The following is a 25,669-nucleotide window of genomic DNA, read 5'->3' as shown; positions in this document are numbered from 1 at the left end:
GGTCTGGGGGTATCCCCCAGATACTATTTCACCCCCTTCCTGGCTAGGAAGGGGGTAGGGGGATGGTCGAAAAGGGTTTTTCATCGTCCTGCTAAACATCAACAGGCAGACCGGACTACCGCGGAGAGGGCGGGTCGGTGATGCCGACGACGCCCTCGTCCCAGTACCGCTGAATCGTCTCTTCCGCGTAGCCGAGCGAGCGCATAATCTCGCGCGTGTGCTGTCCCAGCAGGGGCGGAGGCATCTGGGGCGGCGGAAGAGGTGTGCCCTTCATCTTGTAGGGAATGCCCGTGAGTCGAATCTTGCCGAACTCCGGGTGCTGCTGCTCGATAACCATCTCGTTCTCATAGACCTGCGGATGCTCGAACAGCTCCTTGTAATCCAGGGCCGGGTCAACGCGCAGCTTGACTTTGCGGAATGCCTCCACCCATTCGGCGCGGGTCTTCTTCTTGAACGCCTCGTCCAGGACGGGGTACAACTCATCCTTGAGCCCCAGACGCATCATGTGCGTTTCGTAGCGCTTGTCTTCCAGTATCCACTCAATGTCCAGCAGCTTGCACAGCACGGGCCACTCCAGGTCGTCCCTGCCCATGAGGGTGACGATGTCGCCGTCCTTGCACGGGTAGGCGCCATAGGGGAAGCCCGCGCCCCAGCCGCGGCCCGACTTCTTGAGCAGGCGGCCGTCCACCAGCCAGTCGGCTATGGTGGCGCTCTGCATGTGAATGACCGTGTCCAGCAGGTTCAGCGTGACCTCCTGGCCAACGCCGTAGCGCTCCCGCGCCAGGATGGCCGAAAGGGTGGCCATGCTCGCCATGACGCCGCCGCCGTGGTCGGCCCAGGCCACGCCGCCGATGTACGGTGGGCCGCTGGGGCTGCCCTGGAGCGCGACAACGCCGCCCATGCACTGCGCCCACAGGTCGCCGCCCATTCGGTGCGCCAGCGGGCCCGTTTCTCCATAGCCGTACTGGGACACCATGATGACCCGCGGGTTAATCGCGGACACCGCCTTGTACCCGAACCCCATCCGCTCCATGACGCCGGGCCGGAAGTTCTGGATGACTACGTCGCAGTCCTTGAGCAGCTTCCACACCATCTCCTTGCCCCGGTCGTCCTTCAGGTTGACGGACAGGCTGCGCTTGGAGCGGTTGCAGCTCATGAAGCGCGCGCCGTCGCCGGAGCGGAAGGTGGAGATGCGCATGAAGTCGCCCTCCAGCGGCTCCACCTTGATCACGTCGGCGCCCATGTCGCCCAGCATCATGCTGTTCATGGAGCCGAAGATGGCTACGCTGAAGTCAATGACCTTGTAGCCTTCCAGCGGCAGGGGCATGGCTACTGCTCCTTCTCACCGTAGAACTTTACTGCGAGGTCTCTAGCTGTTTGGAGGCACTTCAGTGCATCCGCGTCTATACTGCCGGGCAAACCAGCGAGAAAATAGAGTGACGGCGACGCCCATTCGGCAGGGAGGAGCTTCATAGCTCTTTCTTTGAGTTGGCCTGCGTGAGCATGGATAAGCTCGTTGCGTAGTTTCCAAAGCTCATCAATTCGCGTCGCCTCGTCTTCTTCCAAGAGACCTAGTTCGCGTCCCCGTCTGATCTTCTTTGATATGGTGTTAGCACTCTTTGCCTTTATTTGATCAGCCAAAATTATCTCTATGGCGGCTGCGCACAATAAAACAGTGCCGGTGGGATGTCCGCGTATATACATGTTGACGGCTTCTACGATGTACTCCCAGAGCAGGTCTGGAAGAAGACTCCCGTAAGAAGCTGGCTTTATCTGCTGCCATCGCAGAACACGCTCTTCTCTGCTTTCTTGATCCCACTTTGTGAGCTTGTCTCTATATGCTTGTGCATCCATAGCATACTTCCTCGGAACCGTGTTTCAAGACCCCCACCCCTTGTGGTCCCCCTCCCCCTCGCGTGGGATGGGGGGAATTAGAATATCTGGGGCAGGGACGGGTTCCGGCGCCTGTGAGATTCATTAATTGACATAACAATACAAGGACTACTGGACGCCCAGCGCCTGCAGCGCGGCCATCACGTCTGCTTCCGGCACGTCGCGCCGCACGACGGCCCGCCCGATTCCCTCAAGCAAGACCCACTTGATAGCCCTGCCTTCCACCTTCTTGTCCAGCGACATGGCGCGAAGGACGGCGTCCCGCGAGACGCCGGGGGACGCGACGGGCAAGCCGAAGCGCTGAAGCAGCTTGCGCAGCCGCTCGACGGCGTCCGGCGTGAGCAGCCCCATGCGCTGGCTGATGATCGCCGCGCCCACCATGCCCACCGCGACGGCCTCGCCGTGCAGGTAGCCCTCGTAGCTGGTGGCCGACTCCAGCGCGTGCCCGATGGTGTGGCCGTAGTTCAGCAGCGTGCGCAGCCCCGTGGTCTCCTTCTCATCCTCGCTCGCCACGCGCGCCTTGATCGCGACGCTGCGGCCAATGACATCCGCCGTGAGCTGCGGTTCCAGCGCCTTCAAGGCGTCCGCTTTCTCCTCGAACAAGGCGAACAGCGCCGCGTCCATGATGGCGCCGTGCTTGACGACCTCCGCCCAGCCGGACGTCAGCTCTCTGGGAGGCAATGTGGACAGGGTGCTGACGTCCGCCAGCACGAGGCGCGGCTGGTAGAAGGCCCCGATGCTGTTCTTCGCCTCCTTGTGGTTGACCGCCACCTTGCCGCCGACGGATGCGTCCACCATCGCCAGCAGGCTCGTGGGCGCCTGCACGAAGGGCACGCCCCGCAGGAACGTGGCCGCGACAAAGCCCGCCAGGTCGCCGACGACGCCGCCGCCCAGCGCGACGATGGTGTGCCCGCGCTCGGCGCGGTGCGCCACGAGCCAGTCGTAGATGCGGCCCGCCATCTCCAGCGTCTTGCTCGGCTCGCCGGGCGGCACGGCCATCGAGTCCGCCGTGAAGCCGGCCCCGCGCAGAGAGACCAGCGCGCGCGCGCCGTAGCGGGCCAGCACACTCTCGTCGCTGATGACGTAGGCCGTGCCGGACAGCCCCGCGTCGCGCATCCGGCGGCCCAGGTCGTCCAGGGCGCCCCAGCCCACGTAGATGGGGCAGACCTCCGTGGCCGTCCGCACCACGCAGGTCGGGCCGTCATGCCCGGCCGGCGGGGTGAAGCGGCGCTTGCCCGCGTCGTAGCCGCGCAGTATCTCGGTCGCGACCTCGCCCGTGGTCAGGTTGTCGGTGTGCGCTGTCCAGTCCGCCGCGGCGGCATAGGACGCCTGTCGCTGCTCCTTCAGACTCTGGATGTGCCGCAGCGGGTCGGGCGCGGCGAGGAGAGGCCGGACAGTACCCGAGGATGTTGCCTGTTCCGCGCGAAGCCGCGCCAGGATGGTCTCCGGCTGCGCCTCCAGGCAGACGACGACGCCGCTTGCGCGCATAAGCTCGCGGTTGCGCGGGTCTGTCACGGCGCCACCGCCGGTGCTGACCACGACGCGCTCGCGCGCGGCGGCCTCCGTGAGCGCCTGCCGCTCAAGTTCGCGGAAGCGTGCCTCCCCGCCGTGCGGGGCGAAGATGTCGGCGATGGACTTGCTCTCACGGGCCACGATCATGTGGTCGGTGTCCACGAAGGTCCAGCCCAGGCGATGGGCGGCCAGACGCCCGGCCTCGGTCTTGCCCGTGAAGGAGAACCCGACAAGGAAGATGCGCTGTGGGGCAGTCATGGCGCGGCCTGCCTACGCATCGTCCGGCGGGCGCTGGCCGTTGGGTTTGCCATCGCGCGGGCCTACCGTGTCCATGTAGCCACGATAGTTGCGCAGCGTCTCGCTGATGTGGTCGCCGCCGAACTTCTCCAGCATGGCGTCGGCCAGGACAATCGCCAGCATCGCCTCGCCGATGACGCAGGCGGGCGGCGTCTGACACACGTCGCTGCGCTCGAAGTGCGCCTGCACCTTCTCGCCGGTGCGCAGGTCCACCGACGGCAGCGGGTTGGCGAGCGTCGAGATGGGCTTGACGGCGAAGCGCACGACGACAGGCTCGCCGTTGCTCATGCCGCCCTCGATGCCGCCCGCGTTGTTGGTGAGTCGGCGGAACGTCCGCTCGCCCGGCTTCAGCGGGTCGAAGACGTCGTGCACTTTGGAGCCGGGAAGCTCCGCGCCAGCGAAGCCCATGCCGATTTCGACGCCCTTGACCGCGTTGATGCCCATCATGGCGTGCGCGATGCGCGCGTCCAGCTTGCGGTCCCACTGCACGTGACTGCCCAGCCCGACCGGTGCGCCCTCCGCGATGACCTCCACGACGCCGCCGACCGTGTCGCCCGCAGCCTTCGCGTCGTCAACTGCGCGTATCATCGCCTGCTCCACGCGGGGGTCGGCGCAGCGCACCGGCGACTCCTCGACCTTCGCCCAGTCAATGGGCGGCTGAGGCATCGCCTTAACCGCGCCGATGGACGCGACGTGCGCGTTGACGCTGACGCCGAACTCCTCCAGGAAGCGCCGCGCCACCGCGCCGACCGCGACGCGCGCCGCCGTCTCGCGAGCGCTGGCCCGCTCCAGAATGTTGCGCACATCGTCCAAGCCGTACTTCATCACGCCCGGGTAGTCGGCGTGACCGGGACGCAGGCGGGTGATAGGCTCCGTTGCCTTCTCGACGGGCGCGACGCTCATCTTCTCCGTCCAGTTGACCCAGTCCTTGTTCTCGATGAGCATGGCGATGGGGCCGCCGAGCGTCAGGCCGTGGCGCACGCCGGAGAGTATCTGGGCGTGGTCCTTTTCGATCTTCATGCGCCCGCCGCGCCCGTAGCCCTTCTGCCGCCGCGCCAGGTCCCGCGCGACGTACTCCTCGTCAACGCGCAGGCCCGCCGGGACGCCCTCCAGCCATGCGACCAGCGCGCGTCCGTGCGACTCGCCCGCCGTGTACCACCGGAAGAACATCTCTCGCTCCTAGGTAAGCACTATAGCCTTTTGTGGTATGCCGCTCATCCTGAGCCTGTCGAAGGATGGGCGGACTTAATTCATTATCGCCGCTATGCGGGTGCTTTCAGCTCGCCCTTTTCCCACTCCCTGAACCGGTCAATGTCGCCTTTTATCCCCCTGACGGCAAAGACAAGAACGCGCAGGTCGTCCACGAATCCCACCAGAGGTAGAAAATCAGGAATCACGTCAAATGGACTGACGAAGTATAGGATGGCTGCGACTACAACAGCAATAGTTTGCCGAGGGACCTCTTTGTATTGGCCCTTGGCGTAAGCCCTTACAAGGCGATTCAATGTAGTAAGGTCATCCCAGCCCTTTGCAATGACATGCCTGTTCTTGTCTGCTTTTTTTGCCGCATTTACTGGAAGGCGGTATAGCTCTGGTAAGTTCCTAAGCAATTCCTCGGCTTTACGTTTGAAACGTCCAAACCCGAGTGGTTCTTTGTTACTCATCTCTTTCCCTCTCCTGGCATTTCGCTAACCCAGGGCTCTGCGGGCCGCCTGGAACATGACTTGGAGCGGTGCCTTCTTGCCCGTCCACATCTCGAACGCGAGCGCACCCTGGTACACCAGCATCGGCAGGCCGCCCAGCGCCTTGCATCCTAGCGTGCGCGCCGCCCGCATCAGCGTCGTCTCCGACGGGTTGTAGACCAGGTCGCAGACAAGCATCTCGCGCCGCAGGTGCGCCGCGTCCAGCGGCGACTCCTGTTCGGTGCCGGTGGAGCGCATGCCGACGGTCGTGCAGTTGACCACAAGGTCAATCTCCAACAGCGCGCCCATCACCCAGCCGCGTTGCATCTCCATTGCGACAGCCTTTGCGCCGGCGGCATGCACCGCGTCGGCGAGCGCCTGCGCGCGGTCCAGATTGCGGTTCGCGATGAGAATGGCCGCGGCCTTCGCGTCCGCCAGCGCGAACGCCACCGCCCGCGCTGCGCCGCCCGCCCCCACGATAAGCGCGCGCTTGCCCGCGGGCTCGAAGCGCGCGTCCTCGCGGAGCGCCCGCAGAAAGCCCGGCGCGTCCGTATTATACCCTGTGAGCCGCCCTTTGCGATTGACGATGGTGTTCACCGCGCCGGTGCGCCGCGCCACGGCGTCAAGCTCGTCCAGCAGCGGGATGACCGCCTGCTTGTGCGGCACGGTCACGTTCGCGCCCAGGTAGCCCTCGCCGCGCAGCCGCTCGACGGCCTCCCGCAGCCTGTCGGGCGGCGTCTCCCATCGCTCGTAGCGCGCGTCCACGCCCGCGCGGTCGAACGCGGCCTGCTGGAACGCGGGCGAGATGGAGTGGCCGACCGGAAAGCCGATGATGCCGACGTGGAGGGTCATGGTTCCGTCTCGTGGGTGGCGCTCGTGGCGGCGCGCCTGCTGTCCAGGTACGACTGTAACACCACCGCCGCGGCGATGGCGTCCACCTGCCCGCGGCGTTTCTCCCAGCGCACGCCCGTCTCCGCCATGAGCCGCTCCGCCTCCGCGGTCGAGAATTGCTCGTCCCACATCTCGATGGGCGCGTCCACGTGGCGCTTCAGCGCCGCGACGAACGCCTGCACCTTGCGCGCCTGTGGCCCCAGCGTGCCGTCCAGCGAGCGCGGCAGGCCCACCACGATGCGCTCCGCGTTGTGCTCCCGCGCAAGCTGCGCCACGGCGTCGAGGTCGGGCCGTCCGCCCTTGCGGTGGATGACCGTCAGTGGTCGCGCCAGAGCGATGCCCGTATCGCCGACAGCGACGCCGATACGCCTGTCGCCGACGTCCAGACAGAGGATGCGCGGGCTGTCCATGAGGCTATTTCCAAATTCGGCGTTCATGGTTCGACAAGCTCACCATGAGCGGGAAAACCACCGCTCACCCTGAGCTTGTCGAAGGGTGAGAAGGCGCGTTGATAAGACTTCACTTCACCTACGACCGCTTGACGAGCTGCGGGGCCAGCCGCAGGGCCTCGTCCAGCTTGTCCTTCTGCTTGCCGCCCGCCTGGGCAAGCTCCGGACGCCCGCCGCCGCCGCCGCCCGCCACCGCGGCCACCTTCTTCACGATGTCGCCCGCGTGGTAGCCCTTCTGCACCAGGTCCGGCGTGACCATCACCACGAAGCGCGGCTGCTCCTCGATGACGGCGCCCATGACGAGGACGCAGCTCTTGAGCTTGGCCTTGAGCCAGTCGCCGGTCTCGCGCAGCGCCTCGACGGTGCTCGCGGGGACGCGCGCCGCCAGCACGTTGACGCCGTCCACCTGCCGCACGTCCGCCAGCAGCGACTCGACGGCGCGCTTCGCAACGTCGCGCTCCAGCGCGGATGCGCGCTTGCGCTCCCTGTCCAGCTCGTCCTGCATCGCCTTCACGCGCGCGTCGAGCGTGTCCGGCGTGGCCTGAAGCTGCCGCGCGACGCGCTCCAGCAGCCCCAGGCGGCTCTGCACGTGCGCCTCCGCCGCGCGGCCCGTGAGCGCCTCCACACGGCGCATGCCGCTGCCGACGCTGCTCTCGCTGACCACCAGGCACAGGCCGATAACCCCCGTGCGCGACACGTGCGTCCCGCCGCACAGCTCCGTGCTGAAAGCCTGTCCTGTCCGAAGGACTCCGGACTCCTTCGGAGAGCCTGTCGAAGGATCGCCGTCCACCTCCACGACGCGCACCTCGTCGCCGTACTTCTCGCCGAAGAAGGCGAGCGCGCCCTCCGCGACCGCCTGGGCGTAGGGCAGAACCTTGTAGCGGACGGGCACGTCCTGGCGCACCTTGTCGTTGACCAGCGCCTGCACCTGCGACAGCTCCTCCGGCGCCAGCGCGACAAGCTGCGAGAAGTCGAAGCGCAGCCGCTCCGCCGCGACCAGCGAGCCGGCCTGCCGCACCTGCGGGCCGAGCACCTTCCGCAGCGCCGCGTGGAGCAGGTGCGTACCCGTGTGGTTGCTCGCGATGTCGTTGCGACGCGCCGCGTCCACCTCCGCATCCACGCCGTCGCCCACCGCGACGCCGCCCTCGACGACCTTGCCCCTGTGAATGATGACGTCGGCGAGCGGCTTCTGCGTGTCCGTGACCTGGATCACGCCGCGCGGGCCGCGCAGCATGCCCGTGTCGCCCACCTGGCCGCCGCCCTCCGCGTAGAACGGCGTCTCCTGAAGGACGACCTCGACCTCCTGGCCCTTTTCCGCGCCCTGGACAGGCGCGCCGCCCGCGAGGATGCCGACGACCTTGGACTTATGCCGCTTGGTGTCGTAGCCGACGAACCGCAAGCCCGACTTGGCGAACCGCTGGTATGCGTCCACGGGGCCGCGCTCGCCGACGGTGAACTTGGCGCTGGCGCGTGCGCGCTCCCGCTGCCGTTCCATCTCACGCTCGTAGCCAGCCATGTCAACGGACAGGCCGTGCTCGCGTGCGATCTCCTCCGTCAACTCCGGCGGAAAGCCGTAGGTGTCATGGAGGACGAATGCCACTTCTCCGGACAACGTAGAAGCAGTTTGTGTCAATCGTTCCAAAAGTTCGTTCAAGAAACCAAGCACGTGTTGCTCAGTCGATACACTAGTCGTAGTGGGCGCGGGAATAGTGAGCTTCTCCATCTCTTTTTTGATGGTTTCTAATTGTTTATAAACTGCTGTATATAGCTGAGTTTTGGCTATCAGTCTGTCCTCAGCAGATTGCGTAAGTAACTTCTCAATCTGCCTGGACATCGACGACATCTCACTGTTGAACATGTTGATAAACAATGCAACCTTGTCCCCAACAGGAATAGGCGTGGGTGGTGCATTACCGACGTACTGTCTGAAACTGGCTTGAATCAAAATGGGGACCTTCTGTTTCCATTCCTCGACCGTTTTGATGACACCGGCATAAACCGGCACTATTTGGTTTTCGAGTAGTTCAAGGCCGGTGTCCAGCGTCTCGCTGAACCGCGTCTCCTCCTCGCCGATGACGCGCAGGATGGACTCGCGCTGGCGCGCCATCTCCGGGTACTGCCTGCCCATCCGCTCGATGACCGCCTGCGCTATCTGGCCCACGAACGGCGATGTCAGCCCCGCCTTCTTCCCGAACCGCACCGCGCGCCGCAGGATGCGCCGCAGCACGTAGCCGCGCCCCTCGTTGCCCGGCGCGACGCCGTCGGCAATCAGGAACGTCACGCCCCGCGCGTGCTCCGCCACCACGCGCATCGCGTAGTCGATTTCACCCTGCCCTGAGCCTGTCGAAGGATCCTTGCCGTACGTCGTGCCCGCCATCTGCGCGATGCGCTGGAGCAGCGGCTGAAAGACGTCCGTGTCATAGACGGTGCGCTTGCCCTGCTGGACGGCGCTGAACCGCTCAAGGCCCGCGCCTGTGTCAATGTTCGGCTTCGGGAGCGGCGTGCGCTTCTTCTGCTTGTCCTGGTAGAACTGCATGAACACCAGGTTCCACAGCTCCACGAAGCGCCCGCACGGGCAGGACGGCTCGCCGCAGCCAGGCTTGCCGCAGCCGTACTCCGCGCCGAAGTCGTAGTGAATCTCCGAGCACGGCCCGCAGGGTCCCTCGTCGCCGGGCGGGCCCCACCAGTTGTCGGACTCGCCGTAGCGCCGCATGCGCTCCTCCGGCACTCCCAGCGCACGCCAGTAGCCGAACGCCTCGTCGTCGTTCAGATAGACGGTCGCCCACAGTCGCTCCTTGGGCAGCCTGAGCACCTCCGTCACGAACTCCCACGCCCAGGCGACCGCCTCCTTCTTGAAGTAGTCGCCGACGCTGAAGTTGCCCAGCATCTCGAAGAAGGTCAGGTGCTTCGAGTCGCCGACGGAGTCAATGTCCGTGGTGCGGAAGCACTTCTGGCAGGAGGTCATGCGCGGCGCGGGGGCCTTGGTCTTGCCCAGGAAATAGTCCTTCATCTGGACCATGCCGGCGGTGGTGAAGAGCAGCGTGGGGTCGCCCTCCGGCACGAGGCTGGAGCTGGCCCTGAGCTTGTGGCCACGCTGCTGGAAGAAGTCCAGGTACGCCTGGCGTATCTCGGCGCTGGTCGTGGGGGGCGTGGAGCGCGAAGCTGGCGACGGGGTCATAGTCCCTCGTATTTAGCGTTTCTCGCAATTGTAGCCCCCGCGCGAATGTCCGTCAAACGGGCGGAGGTTTCGGTAGTGCATCAGTTAGGTCGTCGTCATTCCGGCGAAAGCCGGAATCCATCAGAGCGTCTCCCCCATGCACGTCTCTGGACACCGGCCTTCGCCGGTGTGACGGGTAGAGTCCCATTCCCTACCACGGCAAACTGATACACTACTGAGGTTTCACCCCGCTCATCCTGAGCCGGTCGAAGGACGAGCGGGGTTCTCGGCAGTCCCCCTCATGGTGAGCTTGTCGAATCCATGAGCGGCGGTTACGAAGTCTGCTGTCATTCCGAGGAAGTCCTTAGGACGACCGAGGAATCTCCCGCCCGGCCAGCCGCCAGCGAACGCAGGGGTCGGGCGACTAGCAGACTGATGAAAAAGGTGAGCACAGAGGGGCGAAGCCCCTTTGCCGGGAGTCTGAGGGTGTCCCTCAGATACAAACTTCTCTCTCCCCCCTTCTTGGCTAGGAAGGGGGTAAGGGGGATGGTCGAAAGGGTGTTTCAGCACCCTGCTAGGAGGGCCGTGCCGACGCGCTGCCCTCCGGGGCGGGAGCAACGCCGTCCCGCATGTGAACGGTGCGCGTCGGGTAGGCTATCTCGATGCCCTCGCCGCGGAAGCGGTGCGTGATCTGCTGGATGAAGGCATGCTTGAGCACGTACTGGTCACTCACTCCCACCGCGCGGAGGGCCACCACGAACTCGATATTCGAATCGCCGAACTTGGTGTACCAAAAGGTCGGCGTGAAGTCCTTGACTCCCGCTGGAGTGTCCAGCATGACCTTCCGTGCGACCTCCAGGGCGACCTTCTCCACCTTATGGAGGTCGCTGTCGTAGCTGACGCCGCAGTCCACGAAGAAGCCCACGGAGACGTCCGGCTGGTGGAAGTTGGTGACAACGGAGTCTGCCAGCTTCGAGTTGGGTATGATGACCAGGTTGTTTTGCAGGGTGCGGATCCTGGTCGTGCGCCAGCCGACGTCCTGCACGTAACCCTGCGTGCCGCTTTCAATCTGGATGAAGTCGCCATGCTTGATGGAGCCGTCGGAGAGGATGTAGGCGCCCGCGAAGACGTTGCTCAGCGTGGGCTGAACGGCGAGGGCGACGGCCAGGCCGCCGATGCCCAGGGCTGCGATGAGCGTCCCGACCTGGATGCCAACGGAGTCCAGGATGAGCAACGCGCCCACCGCAAGGAGGACCGTGTTGCCCAGGCGTCGGACGACGGGCAAGAGCTTGTCGTCTATGGGCGTCTCCATGCGCGTCGCCACTTCCCGCCCGTACCAGTCCACCAGCACACGGAAGACCCGAATGCCCGTATAGACCGCCAGTGCGTAAATGGCGACGTGAAGGCCCTTGTCTATCTGCGCCTGGAGGATGTCGATGTCCTGCAGGACGGAGAGCGCAATATAAACCCCCAGCAAGAGGACGCCGAGAAGCAGGGGCCGCGACAGGGCCGAAATAAGCTCGTCGTCCAGCGTTGTCTCCGTCTTGGCGGCGACGCGGGCGACGACCCTTTGGAGAAACCAGCGGGCCAGATACGCCGCGGGAAGCGCCAGCACCAGGGCGGCGATGGCGGTCAGGACGTCGGGTCGGGTGAGGAGTCGCAGGGCCTGGTCAAACATAGAAGTGTTTTACGCTCCGTCTCGTGGGGATCAGCCGTTTAACGCGGCGGCACAATCTTGGCGCGCCACGTGTTCATGTTGACCTGCGAAAGCGCCCGGCGTGCTGGCGCCTTGCACTGCGGGCAGGCTTCCTGTGCGTCGCTCTGCGCGAAGCTCTTCAGCTTGTCAAACCGGTGCTTGCACTTGGTGCATTCGTACTCGTACACGGGCATCGCCCACACCCCCATCGTCTGAATTCAACCCTCTCATTATAAGTGTAAATCGGGCGGTTTTGCATCGCCGCCGGGACGTCTCTTTGCCGACAAGCCCGGTCCGCATGGACGCGCATAGTCCCTGGCGGACCATCGTGTGTATCCAACGCCCCTGCGCCCGCGAAGTCGTCTTAGCAACTATCTCGAAATGCCTGTTGGGAGAGCGCAGAGAGGGCGTGGCCCTCTCTGCCGGAGGGTCTGGGAGGTGTCCTCCCAGATTCGCTTTATTTCTCCCCCTCTCCCGTAGGAGAGGGGGACCAAGGGGGTGAGGGTTTTGAGTTTGAGATGGATTCTTGGTCTCTTGACAACAGCCCATCAAATAGTACAATATCACACATTAGTATTATTGCAGTTTGAGGAGGACATAGAGCGACCATGCGCAACTATCGTATCCGGGCCGTTATTCCTCTACTGGGGATCCTGTTGCTGGGCGCCATGTCCGCCTGCTCGCCCGCGGCGGCGCAGCCAGCGCAACCGCAGCAGCAGGTCATGTACATTGGCGGCATTCCGGACCAGGACCTCGCCGTCCTGGAGACGCGCTTCAAAGGTATGGCTGACTACCTCTCCAATGAGACGGGCGTCAAGGTGCGGTACGTCCCCACCGTGGACTACGCGGCGCTGGTGACGGGCTTCCGGCAGGGCGATGTGCAACTCGCCTGGTTCGGCGGCCTGACGGGCGTCCAGGCGCGGCTCGTCACCCCGGGAGCCCAGGCGATAGTCCAGCGACCGCAGGACGAGAAGTTCGTCTCCGTCTTCATCGCACAGAAGAGCCTGGGCGTCAAGTCTCTGACAGACCTGAAGGGCAAGACGTTCACCTTCGGCAGCGAAAGCTCCACGTCGGGCCATCTGATGCCTCGTCACTACATCCAGCAGGCGGGACTGGTCCCTGAGAAAGACCTTAAAGCGGTCAATTACAGCGGCTCCCATGACACCACCATCAAGCTGGTGGAGGCGGGCGCCTTTCAGGCGGGCGCGTTGAACGTTGACGTTTGGCGGCGGAACGTCAAGGACGGCAAGGTGGACACCAGCAAGGTTGACGTGTTCTATACGACGCCACCCTACTATGACTACCACTGGGTCGTACGCGGCGACCTCGACCAGAAGTTCGGGCAGGGGACCGCGGACAAGATCAAGCAGGCGCTCCTTAAGTTGAATGCGTCGCAAGGCGAAACGGAGAAAAAGATCATGGACGCGTTCGACGCGGCGAATTTCATCCCGACCACCAACGACAACTACAAGGCTATTGAGGATGTCGCGCGTTCCCTTGGTATTGTCCAAAACTAAGGCCTCTACGGCGGTGGTATTGGAGGGGCTGTCCAAGCGCTACGGCGCGCTGGAAGCCCTGGCGCCCCTGTCGTTAAGCATCGAGCAGGGGGAGACGGTGGCCTTTCTCGGCCCCAGCGGCAGCGGGAAGACCACCCTCCTTCTGCTCCTGTCGGGGCAGATGGCGCCGGACACAGGGCGCCTTTCCCTCAAAGGCAAGGACATGGCCCGGATGCGCCCGGGCCGCGAGCAAGCCCGCCTGGTGGGGATGATCCACCAGCAGTTCGACCTGGTGCCCCAGCTTTCAGCGTTACATAACGTTCTAGCCGGACGGCTTGGCGCATGGAGCCTTCCGACCTCGATGCTTTCGCTGGTCTGGCCGCGTGACCGCGATATGGCGATGGCCGCACTGGCCCGCGTGGGAGTGGCCGACCAGGCCAACCTGCGCGCGGGGCGGCTATCCGGCGGGGAGCAGCAGCGCGTCGCCATCGCGCGGCTCCTGGTGCAGGACCCCGCGGTCATCCTGGCGGACGAGCCGGTGGCCTCTCTGGACCCCGCCAGGGCCGAGGAGGTGCTGAACCTCCTGGTGGACGTTGTCCAGCAGTCCAACAAGACCCTCATAGCAAGCATGCACGCGGTGGAGCTTGCGCGGGAGCACTTCTCGCGCCTGATTGGCCTGCGGAACGGCGTAGTCCAGTTCGACCTCCCCAGTCATCAGGTCACGGACGGTATGCTGCACGCGCTGTACGACCTGCAAGGACTGCGCGATGAAAGCTAGCCTCCTGGGAAGCCGCCGTCTGCTGAGCTTCGTCCTGATTGGCGCGTTTCTGTGGAGCCTGCTGAACGTCAACTGGGCGCAGGACCTTGTCCACCCCGGCGGCTGGGAGGCCCTTGGGCAGATAGTCCTGGCGCTGTTCCAGACTCAACTCTCGCCGGACATCCTGTCGGCGGGCGTGCAAGCGAGCTGGACAACCGTTGCTTATGCCGTAGCCGGCATGACCCTGGCTATTGCCATTGGGCTGCCCCTTGGGGTCATCGCATCCGGAGTGCTGACACGCGCCCGATGGCTCCAGCGACTGAACGTGGGGGCCGCCCGATTTGTGCTCGCCTTCTTCCGCTCCATCCATGAGCTGGTCTGGGCATGGCTGTTCGTCACCGCCGTGGGGCTCTCGCCCATCGCCGCCGTGCTCGCGCTGGGGATACCGTACGGCGGCATATTGGGGCGCATCTACGCGGAGTTGCTGCAGGATGTCCCCGAAGGCCCGTTGAGCGCGCTGCGCAGCGCTGGCGCTTCCGAATGGCGCGCGTTCTGGTACGGGCGGATTCCGATGGCGCTGCCGGACATGGTCAGTTACACCTTTTACCGCTTCGAGTGCGGCATACGCTCGGCGGCCATCCTGAGCTTCGTGGGGCTTGGCGGCCTGGGGTACCAGATTCAGATATCCCTCGCCGACCTCAACTACAGTCGTATGTGGACATTTGTCCTCTTCCTCATCTTGCTGGTGTTTCTGGTCGGTGGATGGAGCGGCCTCGTGCGGCGGAGGCTCATGGCGTGAGCAATCTCCCGAGCATGAGGGCGCTCCCTCGCTTGCGGACGCTTCCTCTACGGCTGGACGCGCTGCGCATCTCCGCCATCGCGGCTGTCGTGCTGGTGGCCGCCTCATGGCTGACCGTGCTCAATGGCGACCGGATTCAGGCGCACGGGTTCTTTTCCGCGGAAACGCTGGAGCGCAGCCTGGGGTTTGCGCGGGACCTCCTGGGCATCGGCTCGGGCAGGACGCCCGCGTTCGCGCAGTGGGAGGAGTGGCGCAAGGCGGCGGCGCGGGCGTACGACACGCTTGCCATGAGCGTGCTTGGCATCGGCTTCTCGGCCATCGTGGCGCTTGCGACCTTCATCTTCGGCGCGCGCAACGTCATGGTGGGAGAGCTTGCGCCGTACGGCTCGTGGATATGGCGGGTCGCCTTCTTCCTGGTCCGCGGGCTTTATACCACAAGCAGGGGCATACCTGAGCTAGTATGGGCGATGGTCATCATTTTCATCCTATCGCCGGGCCTGCTGCCGGGGGCTATCGCGCTGGGCCTCCACAACTCAGGCATCCTGGGGAAGCTTGCGTCGGAGGTCGTGGAAGGGTTGGACCCGCGTCCCATCCGAGCCATGCGCTCCACAGGGGCGGGACATCTGCAAGTGATGGTGTACGCCGTCTTGCCGCAGGCGCTTCCCCGATTCATGACCTACCTCTTGTACAGATGGGAGGTCATTATCCGCACCACCATAGTGGTCGGATTTGTCGCCGCGGGCGGGCTCGGCTTGCAGTTCAGGCTCAGCATGAACCAGTTCCACTACACGAACGTCGCGTTGCTGCTGGTGTGGTATCTGCTCCTGGTCGTGGGAGTTGACCTGGCGGCCGCATGGCTTCGGCGACTCGCGCGTTAGGTGGCGCCATATTCCTTCGGTAGCCACCGCACGGCCCCGCCGTCGCACGGCTTGATTTCACGCGCGCATCTCGCTATCCTAGTTTTTGTCATATGACGACACAATCGCTGGCTGTCGAACGTCAGGCGGCTGTACCAAGCCCCTGGATATGCTCCGCGCGCTGGGACATGAGCTTCCTCATTCTGAGCGCCGGCCTGGTCTCAATGCCCATCCTCCTCCACTTCGCGCTGCTGGAGCCGCTGTTTGGCACGCAGCAGTCCGTATGGATCGTCAACGGCCTGGTAGCCCTGGCCATCGGCGGTCCGCACATGTATTCGACCTATACGTACACTTACATGGAGCGGGCCTTCCTGCGCCGGTATCCGGTCTACGTGGCCCTCGGCCTTCTGATACCCGTAGGCGTCATCGTCATGGCCCTCTGGAACCTTCAGATACTCGTCTCACTGTTCATGATGTGGGCGTCGGTGCACGTCCTGCACCAGATCGCTTATCTGACGGACTGCTACCGGTCGCGCATGCCCACGCGGGACAGCCTGTGGTCGCGGGCCATTGATTACGCAGTGGTGGGCTCCAGCCTGTACCCCCTGGCGACACGGAAGCTCGTCCACGGCGAATTCGTTATTGACAACTTCGTCATCCTCATACCGGACTTCCTGCGCAACGATAGTATTGTGGGATTAGCCTTCGCGGCTTTCGCCGTATCGCTGACCCTGTTCATCGGCAAGACCATTATCGAGGTCCGCGAGGGGCGCGCGCATTACCCCAAGACGCTGCTCATCAGCATTGCTGTCCTGCTGGCCTTCTTCGTCCCGACCCTCGGTAATCTGTCCGTGGCATTTCAGGGGATGAACGCCTGGCACTCCTGCCAGTACCTAGCGCTTGTCTGGTATGCAAACAAGCTCCGCGGGGAACGGGGCGAGGTAACGTCCGGCTGGATACAGCGTATGTCCGGGTCAGGGCGGTCGCTTCGCTTCTACCTGTGGATGGTGGGTCTCACCGTGGCGGCCGGGCTGGTCATATCCATCGTGAGAGTAGTGGCCGGGCTTACCCAGGAGCAGGCCTACTACATCGTCGTCCTGTCGCCCCTGCTTCTGCACTACTACTTGGACCACTTCCTGTTTGTGCGTCCCGATCAGGTGATGCGCCCCACGGTTTCCTAGAGGCTATTCCAAAAATCAGCTTCATGGTTCGACAAAGCCTACCCGGAGCGAAGCCGAAGGGCTCACCATGAACGGAAAAACCACCGCTCACCCTGAGCTTGTCGAAGGGTGAGCAGGCATTTTGAAATGACTCCTGGACTCGCGTCCTAAAGCCAGCCCTGCTGCCTGTACCACAGGACAGTGGCGCGAACGCCCTCCTCGTGCGGCGTGGGCGCGCGGAACCCCAACTCCCGCTGCGCACGCGAGCTGTCGCACAGCCAGTACCGAACGCCGAGCTCGCGCCCTTTGTCCTTGCCGAACGCCTCCCCCTTCGTCCACGCCCGCAGAAACATGTGCAGCCCCATCATGTAGGCGCGCACGGCCCAGGCGGGCGCCGGCACGGGCAAGGTCCAGACGCCCAGGGCGCGGGCCGCCAGGCGTGCGAAGTCGGCGATACTGACCGATAGATCATGGGCCATGAAGTAGGTGCGTCCCACGGCGCGGGGGTGTTCCGCGGCCAGCAGGATGCCTGCCGTCAGGTCGTGCGAGGAGATGATGCTGACGCGGCGAGGACGGGTGGGCATCGGCAGGATATGGCGAGTCACGATGCGGAAGAGGGGAAGGGTGGCCGCGTCGCGTGGGCCGTACACGGCGGGCGGGCGCACGATGGTGACAGGCAACTCCTTGCGGTAGCCCTCCGCGGCGACCTCCGCGTCCTGCTTGCTCTGCCCGTACAGGCTGACCGGACGGCACGGGTCGCCTTCCGTCACGGGACGCTCAGTGTGGGCGGGACCGGCAGCGGCCAGGCTGCTCACCAGGACGAAGCGGCGCAGACGGCGGGCGGAGGCGCTGCACGCCTGCAAGAGGCTGACAGTGCCTTGGTGGTTGACTCTGACGAAGTCCTCGGGGTCGCGGGCGCGGGTCAGTCCGGCCGCATGGAAAACGTAATCGACGTCGCGCACCGCCGAAGGGAGACTCTCGGGCGCGGTCACGTCGCCCCAGGCGAAAGCGACGGGCTTGTTTTGAAGCCAGCGCAGGTCGCTGGTCTTGCGGGTCAGGCAGACGACCTGGTCTCCTCGGGCGAGGAGCGCGTCCACCAAATGGCTACCGACGAATCCGGTGGCGCCTGTCACCAGGCACGTGACGCCCATCAGCGCAGTGTGAGCAAGTCCGTTAGGCGGGATCCCACTCCCACCGCTGCCGTGGCCGTTTGATGGAGGGTTGCGGAGCCGGGGCGGGCACCATGCTCATGACCGCCTGGGCCGCCTCCCGTGCCGCCTGTGGCCTGCCAAGGCCTCGCGCCTGCCCCTGGAGCCACGCCAGCTTGGATGGCTGCTCAACCAGATCTTTCAAGCGCGCCACGACCTCCTCAGGCGTAGGCGTGAAATAACCCGCGCCTCCCGCCTCCACATACTGCACGTTGTCTTCCTCCTGCCCCGGCAGGGCGTGCGTCAGCAGGATCGGACGGCCCGCGGCAAGTGCCTCGGCGATGGTCTGGGGGCCAGCCTTCGTGATCACGACGTCGCTGGCGGCCATAAGGTCCGGAACGTTATGGACGAAGCCGAAGATGCGGCAGGCTATCGTCCTGCGCGCCTTCTCCAGATTGCTGCGGCACACCGCGTTGCGGCCACACACCACCAGCATCTGAATCGGCAGACCGGCCTCATCCACAGCCTGGACGATGCGGGAGAGCGGCCCTGCTCCCTCGCCGCCACCCATGAGCAGCGCGGTGAAACGCTGAGGGTCCAGCCCCAGCTCGTTGCGCAGCTCGGATGGGCTGCGCGCCACGCGGCCGAACCGCTCGTCCACGGGCAGGCCCAGGCTTATGACCTTGTCAGAGGGGACGTTCCGCGCGATCAGGTTCTTCATCGAACTTTGCGTCGGCGCGATGAACAGGTCCACCGCCGGGTCAATGTGGCTGGCATGGACGCTGACCAGGTCGGTGGGCATAGCGATAAGCGGAATAGGACGGCGGAGGCGCTGAATGGCGTGCGCGACCACGCGGGTGCACAGCGGATGGACGGAGACCACCGCGTCAGGCGCCAGGGCATCCAGCAGGCGGCGCACCTTGGGTATCTGAAGCGGCTCAAGGGTCCTGACCAGGCCACGATAGACCTGGGGGGAGTCGGTGGCCTTGTAGAGGGCCCCCCACAGCCAGGGGCTGTGACGGATGAGCGGCCCATAGAGGCGGGTCAGCCGGTCCACCGGGGTAGGCCGCTGGAGAGCGAAGAAGTCCACAATGTATATCTCCACGCTGGAGCCATACAGAGACTGGAACGCCCCCTTCAGCGCCTGCGCCGCGCTCCGGTGCCCTCCTCCCGTGTCCGACATGACGATGAGGATGCGGACAGGGCGACGATGGACAGGGTGCGGGCTTGTCGTATAGCTGGATTTCATGACAGCGCCCTTTCGTATACGCGATAGCGCTTGTAGACCTTCAATCCAAAGCTCACACAGGTGTTGTTCATGCGCATGTTGTCCTCCAGGACCCAGGATATCTCCCCCTCCGTAATGCCTTTGCGCATCGCGCGGTTGAAGCTGTCAAGCATCAGCAGCGCATCTAGGCCCTTGCGCTGGTATGCTGGCGCCACGCCCAGGGCGACGGCCCGCGTGAACCGTATCTTCCTGGAGTGCCACAGGAACTTGATGATCTCCAATAGCCCCATGCGGCCATTCATGTGGATAAAGGCCTGATTGTAGTCCAGCAGGGACAGGCTGAAGCCCGCCGGCTCGCCTTTGACATAGCCCACAAGAATAATGTCAGGCATGACCAGGTCCTTGAGCTGGCGCGCCATGTGGAAGAACTCTTCCTCCGTCATGGGCACAAAGCCCCAGTTCAGACTCCACGCCTTGTTGTACAGCCCGTGGAGGAGCTTCACCTCCTCGTTGAACCGCTTCATGTTGATGGGCCGGACGGTGATGTCCCCGCTCCGGGCCAGTCTGTCGGTCAGCCTCCGGAGCTGCGTCTTGTTGGCCGTTTCCAGATTGGAGTGCCACGCCACCAGGTCCTTTATCTTGGCAAGGCCGGCCCCTTCCAGAAGGCTCGCATAGTAGCGCGGATTATAGGACATCATGATGGTGGGCGGACGCTCGAAGCCCTCGATGAGCAGGCCCCACTCCTCGTTGCTGGAGAAGCTGGCGGGTCCCCTCATGGCGACTGCCCCGCGCTCCCTGAGCCAGGCGCCGGCCGCCTGGAGGAGCGCCACGGCGACCTGCTCGGACTCGACGCACTCGAAGAAGCCGAAGAAGCCTACATTTTCGTGGTGAAATTCGTTGTGGCGGTGGTTCAGAATGGCGGCGACCCGACCGACCACCTGACCGTCCTGGCTGGCCAAAAAGTATTCCACCTCGGCGTGGCGATGAAACGGGTGGCGGGAGCGGTCCAGGAGCTCTTTTTGCCGGGGGATGAGCGGGGGCACCCAGCAGCGGTCGCCACGGTAGATACGCCACGGCAGACGTATGAAGTCGTCCAGGTCGCGCGATGAGCGGACTGGACTGACCTGCACCGCCTTCGTTCCAGGCGTCTGGATGCTTTGTGCTGTCGTCAATGTAAAAGACGCCCGTAGCCGTAACCAGACCGGTAAGACTCCAACAAACTAAATAATGCCAATCCGCTTCCCTACGGTCTCAAAGATGTCCAGCGCCTGCTGCAGGTGCTCCTTGGTGTGCGTGGCCATGTAGCTGGTGCGGATGAGTTCGTGACCCGGCGGGACCCCCGGGGAGAGGATGCAGTTGGTGTAGAGACCCGCGTCAAAGAGCGCCCGCCAGAACACCGTGACCTGGGAGTTGTCGCCGATGATGACGGGAATGACAGGGCTCTGGCTATTCCCTATATCAAAGCCCAGCGACTCCAGACCTTCGCGCATCATTTTGACGTTCTGCCACAGGCGGACGCGCCGCTCCGGCTCTTTCACTACAATCTCCAGCGCCGCCATGGCCGCGGCCACGCTGGCGGGAGGCAGGCTGGCGCTGAACAGCATGCTGCGCGCGTTGTGCTTGATGTACTCGATGGGATCCTTGTCTCCGACGACGAAGCCCCCAATGGACGCCAGCGACTTGCTGAACGTGCCGACGACGACATCAACGCCCTCTTCCATCCCGAACACTTCGAGCGTGCCGCGGCCGCACTTGCCAAGAGCGCCAATGCCGTGGGCGTCGTCAATGAGGAGGCGAGCGCCATAGCGCTTCTTGAGGCGGACCATCGCGGGGATGTTCGCCAAATCGCCGTCCATGCTGAAGACGCCATCCGCCACAATGAACACGCCGCCCTTGCCGTCCAGGGACTTGAGGACGCTCTCCAGGTGCTCCATGTCGTTATGCCGGTACTTGACCACATGGGCCGTGGAGAGGCGACAGCCATCAATGATGCTGGCGTGATCGCTCCTGTCAATGACAATGGTGTCATGGCGGTCCGCCAGGGCTGAAATAGCGCCCAGGTTGGCCTGGAAGCCCGTGGTGAAGACCAGGGCCGCTTCCTTGTGCATGAACGCGGCAAGCCGACGCTCCAGCTCCTCGTGCAGCTCCAGCGTGCCGTTCAGCAGACGAGAGCCCGTGCAGCCGCTGCCGTAGCGGTCAATGGCGGCTTTGGCCGCCGCTTTGACCGCCGGGTGCTGCGTGAGGCCCAGGTAGTTGTTGGACCCCAGCATGAGGACGCGCCGCCCGCCAATGACAACCTCGGGGCCAGACTCCGACTCGAGCGGGATGAAGTATGGATAAACACCCTTTGCCTGATGCTCGAGGACTATGGGCATGAACTGGCGGCACTTCTCGAAGAGGTCCACCCGCATACCTTTTGTTTTCAGCTTCATATTGTCATAATACTCGCAGAGGAAGAGCCAGCCTTCGCCCCCGCCTGGACGACGGAGAGGCGCTCCCCTCGAGCTTTCGCTGCCTCACCCTCCTCATAGGTCTCGCGGCCGGCATGCGACAATAGCCCACATGCGTGACCATAGCCTGCGCCTGTGTCCTACATTAGCAGAGGCCAAAGCCAAACGCAAGTTTAGCTTTGGCCCGGCCAAGGCAATCGCGCCTTAATGTAGGCGTTCATTCCCATCCGTCCCAAGAGATTGTGACGAAATGCTGGGAAATACCCGCTAGTTCACCACCGTCATTCCGGCGGAGAGCTTGCCCCGTACCTGATACGGGGCCGGAATCCAGCGTGCCCGTTGCGGGCGAGCTTGTGTCCCTGGGCTCCGGCTTCCGCCGGAGCGACGAAGGGACGCCCCCTTTGTGGTTTGCCATGTCCATGAGTAGGAAAGAATTAGACGCGATTGCCCTGTTGTCCCGGCTATTTCTTCGGGGCCTGGACGAGTTTGGTCACCGCGTGCGTGTCTCCGAATGTGGCTACGAAGACGGCATGGTACATCTCCGGCCCCCCCGCGATGACCAGCATGACATCCTCCGGACGCTTGCAGGGCTTCACGATGCCGTCCACCACGATCAGCCGCGGCCAGAGGCGGTCGGCGGTGCCCTTCTTGGGAACGGCGCTGAGAGGCGTCCCGGACTTCTCCCAAAGGTACCTCTTCACGTCCATCTTGGACATGCCCGCCTTTTTCGCCAGCTCGCCATGGGCGGCGGTCAAAATAATCAGAGGCTCGCCCTCGCCTATCATGACGTTGTTGCTGCCTAAATAGCTCATGGAGTTGGCGACCACGTCCAGCATGGCCTCAATAGTGAACTCGTTGGCCAGGTTGTTGTTGGACGTCCCCTGCGCGCCCACCACGGTCACAGTGCTGTCCTCACGCTTGAAGCCGCGCTCGACGTGCAACGGCTCCCAGGGGTTGGACTCCTCCAGTTCGCCAAAGCAGAAGCTGTATTTGCCGGGAAACCCATGGATGGCCTTGTCCCCGGTGCCTGGCGTGCCCCCGCCAATGTTCAGCATGACCAGCCGGGCAGCCCGGCCAATGGTGGCGTTCGCCCGCCAGCCTGGCCCCAGACAGTTGCGCTCGCAGTTGACATCAAGCTGCTTGCGGATGGGGCCGTTGATAATAAGCGCCACGCCCACCGGGTTGGTGGTGGACTGGATGCCGTCCAGGTTGAACTGCTTCTCGCACATCGCCTCCGTGGCGGCGACGACGACCGGCATGTACTCCGCCAGGCAGCCCGCCATGACAGCGTTGACGGCGATCTTCTCGATAGTGGCCGCGCCGTAGGCTGGCGGCACCTTGCCCATCAGCTTGTCCGCGGGCAAACCACTGGCGTCCACCATGGCCGCCACCCTGTCCTCTGTGGGGGGGATAATGGGCAGACCGTCGGTCCAGCCCAGACGGTAAGCCTCGGCAAAAGCGCCGTCGGGCGTGGGCTCTACGTCAACGGTGCGGGAACTGAAGCGCGCGGCAGGACTCACAGATATTTCTCCTTCAGGAAGGTAGGGACGCGAGGCTCCTGGTTACACCGCTGGCTTGCGTTGGCGAGCAGAGGCGAGCTTGCCCGCCACCTCGCTGAATGCCTTGTCGGCCACAACGCGCAGCTCCTCCGGCGAAAGAAAGTCCACGTTAGCCGGCAGCACGACCATGGGCAGCGATGGCATGCCCTGCCCCTTGGCGACGTGTTGCGCCAGGTTGACGAACCGCTCGGTGACCATAGCCACCGTGGGGATGCCCTTTTTCTCAAGCTCGATAGCGTCACGCACCGTCCAGGTGGTGCATGCCCCTCAGTTCGCCAGGCCCACCACCACCGCATCCGCCTGGGTAGCCAGCTCTTGTAGCTGGCTTTGGGGAGCCGCGCTGGAGGCGTTGGGGTGTTCCTTGAACACGGAGTGAGCTACGTGGTGGCGCTCCTTGGCCACCTCAATGAAACGCTGAAAGGTGGGACGTACGCTGGGCCACATGTTGCTGAGGAAGCCCACGGTCTTTCCGTCCACTTCGCGCAGCCGAGGGGCAATGGGGATCTCCCGCTTCAGCGTATCTGACTCGATCGGCGCCGTGGGGTCCAGGATTTTCCAGGTCCGCTGTTCAGGCATGTTTTCCTCCTTAGGTTTGTGGTCTCCGCCGAGGAATTCCTGTGCTGATTCTAGGCAAATTACGGGGCGGGCGCAAGTCCCGTCTTGGGCTGGGCGGGAGGCGCTTGCTGCGGAGGCCGCGCCAGCAGGATGAACGGGATGCCGAACAGGCTGAGGAGCGACATGGTCACCCATGCGATGGTGTACGATCCCGTCGTGTCATACACCCAGCCGGCGTAGACGGGACCGATTGTGCTCCCGAGGGTCGTCACCATGAGGAGCACTCCGTGCAGCATCGGCAGCGCCTTGGGCCCGTAATAGACCGCGAGCAGTTGCGGGCGCAACGGGATGGCGCCTCCGTAGGCGATGAAGCTGCTCAGCACGAAGAGAGGGATGAGCAGCGGGCCTTGGACAAAGGCCATCACTGCCAGACCCGCAGCCGCCGACAGATTGCAGGCGATGAGCAGGTAGCGTGAATCGAAGGTGTCCGCCAGTCGTCCGAAGCCAATGCGGCTCAGGATGCTGGTCAGCGTCAGAGCTGTGACGGCCAGAGCGGCGGTCGTGGGCGGAAAGCCCTGGTCGGTGAAGAATGGGATCACATGGACGGTGATGGAGTTGATGACCATGGCCCATATCGTAAAGGCCGCGGCGATGAACCAGAATGACCGGTGCCGCACCGCTTGGGCGACGGTGGACGTCCGCTCCGTGATGACACGCAGGCCCCCTGGCCGCGTATTGTCGTTGGCGACAGCCTGCTTGGCGGTGTCCTGCGCATCACCGTCCGGGCGCAGGCCCATGTCTTCTGGCCGCTGCCGCACAACCAGCGTCAGTGGCAGGCAATACACCCACGCCATGAGACCGATAACCAGAAGAGTGCTCCGCCAGCCGTACTGGCTGATGAGGAGGGGAAGAAGCGGGACCATCAGGCCGCCGGTCGCGTTGCCCCCCGCCAGGAGACCGAACGCTAGGCCGCGTTTCTTGTGGAACCAATTGGCGAGCACCGGGACCATGACGATGCTGAAGGTGAAGCTGAAGCCGAGGGCCAGTAGGGTGAACGCAGCGTAGTAGTGCCACAGCGTCTGCATCTGGCTCAGCGCAATGAACCCGAGGCCCGTCACCGAGGCCCCGATCATCATGAGCCGCCGTGCGCCCACCTTGTTGAACAGGTATCCTATGAGCGGCGCGAACGCTTCGCCGGACTCCATGCGGAACAGGGAGGCGCCGGTGGCCACTGCGGCGCGGCTCCATCCCATCTCGCTGGCGATGGGGCTGAAGAAAGCGGTGAACCCGTAGTAGAGGGTGCCGTTAGCATAGAAATTGAGGGCATTGAAGCTGGTGAGGATCCACCAGCCGAAAAAGATGCCCTTGGTCCGTTTCGTAATAGGCTGAAAGATGTTCATGAACAAATGCGTCGAGGTATGACCCCCGGCGCATTATGCGGTCTGGGGGTGCGCCCGTCAAGGCGAGCGCGCCCTAACCCAGGGCAATCGCGTCTTAACGCAGCGCTCACTCCCGTTCGTCCCGTGAGTATTTCAAGAAATGCTTAAAGAAGCCCGCCGATCCACCACCGTCATTCCGGCGCAGAGCTTGCCCCGTACCTGATACGGGGCCGGAATCCAGGGACACCCCCTTTGTGGTTTGCCATGTCCATGCGTGAGAAGAAATTAGACGCAATTGCCCTGCGCCCTAACCCAGGCCGTGCTTGCCGTGGTCGCAAAGAACAATCGCCACGACCCAGTCCTCGGTGGATGCAGGGTGGAACTCCGGGTCGCTCATGACAAGGCAGCCTCGCGCTGTAAGCCAGCCCACGAATTTCTCGCCTTCCTCCTTGAGTACCTGCGCCACGTCCTTCCCGTTCGCGGTGAGCTGGCTCAAGGGGCCAATCATGGTGCTGTGTTCTATGCCACGAATCATGCGCCTCCGGTGCATCCCTCGCCGCGCCGTTTTCGTAACGGCGCGCGGCCACCGTTTTCAATTATATCTGGCAACAAGCCGTGCGGTGTTGTATGAAAGCCACGGATATATGGTCGCGTAGGGCGGACACAGCAGCTAGAGGCTGAGTAGGAGGTACAAAAGCCGCCGC

The 25,669-nt window shown here is 63.9% G+C and carries 24 protein-coding genes; 5 read left to right on the top strand and 19 right to left on the bottom strand.

Annotated features, from left to right (window positions below; all coding sequences use genetic code 11):
* Positions 1 to 115: 115 nt before the first annotated feature.
* From Q7T26_07815 to Q7T26_07770, 10 genes are all read right to left on the bottom strand, one after another.
* Positions 116 to 1,327, bottom strand: a complete 1,212-nt coding sequence (locus Q7T26_07815; GenBank protein ID MDO8532058.1) for a CoA transferase — start codon at positions 1,325 to 1,327, stop codon at positions 116 to 118.
* 2 nt (positions 1,328 to 1,329) lie between these two features.
* On the bottom strand, positions 1,330 to 1,854 hold the full coding sequence (locus Q7T26_07810) for a hypothetical protein (GenBank protein ID MDO8532057.1): 525 nt from the start codon (positions 1,852 to 1,854) through the stop codon (positions 1,330 to 1,332).
* A gap of 147 nt (positions 1,855 to 2,001) precedes the next feature.
* Positions 2,002 to 3,663 (bottom strand): 3-dehydroquinate synthase, encoded by a 1,662-nt coding sequence (gene aroB, locus Q7T26_07805; protein ID MDO8532056.1) that lies wholly within the window; start codon positions 3,661 to 3,663, stop codon positions 2,002 to 2,004.
* A gap of 12 nt (positions 3,664 to 3,675) precedes the next feature.
* Complete coding sequence (gene aroC / locus Q7T26_07800; GenBank protein MDO8532055.1) at positions 3,676 to 4,872, bottom strand: chorismate synthase; 1,197 nt, start codon at positions 4,870 to 4,872, stop codon at positions 3,676 to 3,678.
* A gap of 92 nt (positions 4,873 to 4,964) precedes the next feature.
* Positions 4,965 to 5,366: a YkvA family protein gene (locus Q7T26_07795; protein ID MDO8532054.1), complete on the bottom strand. Its 402-nt coding sequence runs from the start codon at positions 5,364 to 5,366 to the stop codon at positions 4,965 to 4,967.
* Between the two features lie 24 nt (positions 5,367 to 5,390).
* Complete coding sequence (locus Q7T26_07790) at positions 5,391 to 6,236, bottom strand: shikimate dehydrogenase (protein MDO8532053.1); 846 nt, start codon at positions 6,234 to 6,236, stop codon at positions 5,391 to 5,393.
* Complete coding sequence (gene ruvX, locus Q7T26_07785) at positions 6,233 to 6,712, bottom strand: Holliday junction resolvase RuvX (GenBank protein MDO8532052.1); 480 nt, start codon at positions 6,710 to 6,712, stop codon at positions 6,233 to 6,235. The genes Q7T26_07790 and ruvX overlap by 4 nt, the downstream gene beginning before the upstream one ends.
* A 91-nt stretch (positions 6,713 to 6,803) precedes the next feature.
* Positions 6,804 to 9,902, bottom strand: coding sequence for an alanine--tRNA ligase (gene alaS, locus Q7T26_07780; GenBank protein ID MDO8532051.1), 3,099 nt, complete (start codon positions 9,900 to 9,902; stop codon positions 6,804 to 6,806).
* Positions 9,903 to 10,455: 553 nt separating this feature from the next.
* Positions 10,456 to 11,559 carry a mechanosensitive ion channel family protein gene (locus Q7T26_07775; GenBank protein ID MDO8532050.1) on the bottom strand — a complete coding sequence of 368 codons (1,104 nt, stop codon included), beginning with the start codon at positions 11,557 to 11,559 and terminating at the stop codon, positions 10,456 to 10,458.
* Between the two features lie 38 nt (positions 11,560 to 11,597).
* Positions 11,598 to 11,771, bottom strand: coding sequence for a zinc ribbon domain-containing protein (locus Q7T26_07770; GenBank protein ID MDO8532049.1), 174 nt, complete (start codon positions 11,769 to 11,771; stop codon positions 11,598 to 11,600).
* Positions 11,772 to 12,185: 414 nt separating this feature from the next.
* On the opposite strand from Q7T26_07770, the gene Q7T26_07765 reads away from it, so the two are divergent.
* From Q7T26_07765 to Q7T26_07745, 5 genes are all read left to right on the top strand, one after another.
* On the top strand, positions 12,186 to 13,094 hold the full coding sequence (locus Q7T26_07765) for a putative selenate ABC transporter substrate-binding protein (protein MDO8532048.1): 909 nt from the start codon (positions 12,186 to 12,188) through the stop codon (positions 13,092 to 13,094).
* Positions 13,075 to 13,851 carry an ATP-binding cassette domain-containing protein gene (locus tag Q7T26_07760; GenBank protein MDO8532047.1) on the top strand — a complete coding sequence of 259 codons (777 nt, stop codon included), beginning with the start codon at positions 13,075 to 13,077 and terminating at the stop codon, positions 13,849 to 13,851. Before Q7T26_07765 ends, Q7T26_07760 begins: the two co-directional genes overlap by 20 nt.
* On the top strand, positions 13,841 to 14,629 hold the full coding sequence (locus tag Q7T26_07755; GenBank protein MDO8532046.1) for an ABC transporter permease subunit: 789 nt from the start codon (positions 13,841 to 13,843) through the stop codon (positions 14,627 to 14,629). The genes Q7T26_07760 and Q7T26_07755 overlap by 11 nt, the downstream gene beginning before the upstream one ends.
* Positions 14,626 to 15,507 (top strand): ABC transporter permease subunit, encoded by an 882-nt coding sequence (locus Q7T26_07750; GenBank protein ID MDO8532045.1) that lies wholly within the window; start codon positions 14,626 to 14,628, stop codon positions 15,505 to 15,507. Before Q7T26_07755 ends, Q7T26_07750 begins: the two co-directional genes overlap by 4 nt.
* Positions 15,508 to 15,599: 92 nt before the next feature.
* Positions 15,600 to 16,667 (top strand): hypothetical protein, encoded by a 1,068-nt coding sequence (locus tag Q7T26_07745; protein ID MDO8532044.1) that lies wholly within the window; start codon positions 15,600 to 15,602, stop codon positions 16,665 to 16,667.
* A 146-nt stretch (positions 16,668 to 16,813) separates the two neighbouring features.
* On the opposite strand, the gene Q7T26_07740 is transcribed toward Q7T26_07745, so the two are convergent.
* From Q7T26_07740 to Q7T26_07700, 9 genes are all read right to left on the bottom strand, one after another.
* A complete protein-coding gene (locus tag Q7T26_07740) occupies positions 16,814 to 17,797 on the bottom strand; it encodes an NAD-dependent epimerase/dehydratase family protein (protein ID MDO8532043.1) in 984 nt (327 codons plus the stop codon).
* Between the two features lie 22 nt (positions 17,798 to 17,819).
* Entirely contained in the window at positions 17,820 to 19,043 is a 1,224-nt protein-coding gene (locus tag Q7T26_07735) for a glycosyltransferase (protein ID MDO8532042.1), read from the bottom strand.
* Positions 19,040 to 20,194, bottom strand: coding sequence for an N-acetyltransferase (locus Q7T26_07730; protein ID MDO8532041.1), 1,155 nt, complete (start codon positions 20,192 to 20,194; stop codon positions 19,040 to 19,042). The genes Q7T26_07735 and Q7T26_07730 overlap by 4 nt, the downstream gene beginning before the upstream one ends.
* A 48-nt stretch (positions 20,195 to 20,242) precedes the next feature.
* Positions 20,243 to 21,454: an aminotransferase class I/II-fold pyridoxal phosphate-dependent enzyme gene (locus Q7T26_07725; protein MDO8532040.1), complete on the bottom strand. Its 1,212-nt coding sequence runs from the start codon at positions 21,452 to 21,454 to the stop codon at positions 20,243 to 20,245.
* 479 nt (positions 21,455 to 21,933) lie between these two features.
* Positions 21,934 to 22,992 (bottom strand): hypothetical protein, encoded by a 1,059-nt coding sequence (locus tag Q7T26_07720; protein ID MDO8532039.1) that lies wholly within the window; start codon positions 22,990 to 22,992, stop codon positions 21,934 to 21,936.
* A 42-nt stretch (positions 22,993 to 23,034) separates the two neighbouring features.
* The gene (locus Q7T26_07715) at positions 23,035 to 23,277 is read right to left on the bottom strand and encodes a hypothetical protein (GenBank protein ID MDO8532038.1); all 243 of its coding nucleotides are present in this window, start codon (positions 23,275 to 23,277) and stop codon (positions 23,035 to 23,037) included.
* Positions 23,278 to 23,298: 21 nt separating this feature from the next.
* Entirely contained in the window at positions 23,299 to 23,607 is a 309-nt protein-coding gene (locus Q7T26_07710; protein ID MDO8532037.1) for a hypothetical protein, read from the bottom strand.
* A gap of 59 nt (positions 23,608 to 23,666) precedes the next feature.
* Positions 23,667 to 24,986, bottom strand: coding sequence for an MFS transporter (locus Q7T26_07705; GenBank protein MDO8532036.1), 1,320 nt, complete (start codon positions 24,984 to 24,986; stop codon positions 23,667 to 23,669).
* Between the two features lie 286 nt (positions 24,987 to 25,272).
* A complete protein-coding gene (locus tag Q7T26_07700) occupies positions 25,273 to 25,500 on the bottom strand; it encodes a hypothetical protein (protein MDO8532035.1) in 228 nt (75 codons plus the stop codon).
* Positions 25,501 to 25,669 lie beyond the last annotated feature (169 nt).

This window comes from Dehalococcoidia bacterium (assembly GCA_030648205.1).
In the GTDB taxonomy this organism is placed as follows: domain Bacteria; phylum Chloroflexota; class Dehalococcoidia; order JAUSIH01; family JAUSIH01; genus JAUSIH01.
This window is presented reverse-complemented; position numbering and strand designations above follow the sequence as displayed.

Coding starts and splice junctions, on each gene's coding strand:
- Q7T26_07815 (MDO8532058.1), bottom strand. CDS start 1,327: ATGCCCCTGCCGCTGGAAGGCTACAAGGTCATTGACTTCAGCGTAGCC.
- Q7T26_07810 (MDO8532057.1), bottom strand. CDS start 1,854: ATGGATGCACAAGCATATAGAGACAAGCTCACAAAGTGGGATCAAGAA.
- aroB (MDO8532056.1), bottom strand. CDS start 3,663: ATGACTGCCCCACAGCGCATCTTCCTTGTCGGGTTCTCCTTCACGGGC.
- aroC (MDO8532055.1), bottom strand. CDS start 4,872: ATGTTCTTCCGGTGGTACACGGCGGGCGAGTCGCACGGACGCGCGCTG.
- Q7T26_07795 (MDO8532054.1), bottom strand. CDS start 5,366: ATGAGTAACAAAGAACCACTCGGGTTTGGACGTTTCAAACGTAAAGCC.
- Q7T26_07790 (MDO8532053.1), bottom strand. CDS start 6,236: ATGACCCTCCACGTCGGCATCATCGGCTTTCCGGTCGGCCACTCCATC.
- ruvX (MDO8532052.1), bottom strand. CDS start 6,712: ATGAACGCCGAATTTGGAAATAGCCTCATGGACAGCCCGCGCATCCTC.
- alaS (MDO8532051.1), bottom strand. CDS start 9,902: ATGACCCCGTCGCCAGCTTCGCGCTCCACGCCCCCCACGACCAGCGCC.
- Q7T26_07775 (MDO8532050.1), bottom strand. CDS start 11,559: ATGTTTGACCAGGCCCTGCGACTCCTCACCCGACCCGACGTCCTGACC.
- Q7T26_07770 (MDO8532049.1), bottom strand. CDS start 11,771: ATGCCCGTGTACGAGTACGAATGCACCAAGTGCAAGCACCGGTTTGAC.
- Q7T26_07765 (MDO8532048.1), top strand. CDS start 12,186: ATGCGCAACTATCGTATCCGGGCCGTTATTCCTCTACTGGGGATCCTG.
- Q7T26_07755 (MDO8532046.1), top strand. CDS start 13,841: ATGAAAGCTAGCCTCCTGGGAAGCCGCCGTCTGCTGAGCTTCGTCCTG.
- Q7T26_07745 (MDO8532044.1), top strand. CDS start 15,600: ATGACGACACAATCGCTGGCTGTCGAACGTCAGGCGGCTGTACCAAGC.
- Q7T26_07740 (MDO8532043.1), bottom strand. CDS start 17,797: ATGGGCGTCACGTGCCTGGTGACAGGCGCCACCGGATTCGTCGGTAGC.
- Q7T26_07735 (MDO8532042.1), bottom strand. CDS start 19,043: ATGAAATCCAGCTATACGACAAGCCCGCACCCTGTCCATCGTCGCCCT.
- Q7T26_07725 (MDO8532040.1), bottom strand. CDS start 21,454: ATGAAGCTGAAAACAAAAGGTATGCGGGTGGACCTCTTCGAGAAGTGC.
- Q7T26_07710 (MDO8532037.1), bottom strand. CDS start 23,607: ATGCCTGAACAGCGGACCTGGAAAATCCTGGACCCCACGGCGCCGATC.
- Q7T26_07705 (MDO8532036.1), bottom strand. CDS start 24,986: ATGAACATCTTTCAGCCTATTACGAAACGGACCAAGGGCATCTTTTTC.
- Q7T26_07700 (MDO8532035.1), bottom strand. CDS start 25,500: ATGATTCGTGGCATAGAACACAGCACCATGATTGGCCCCTTGAGCCAG.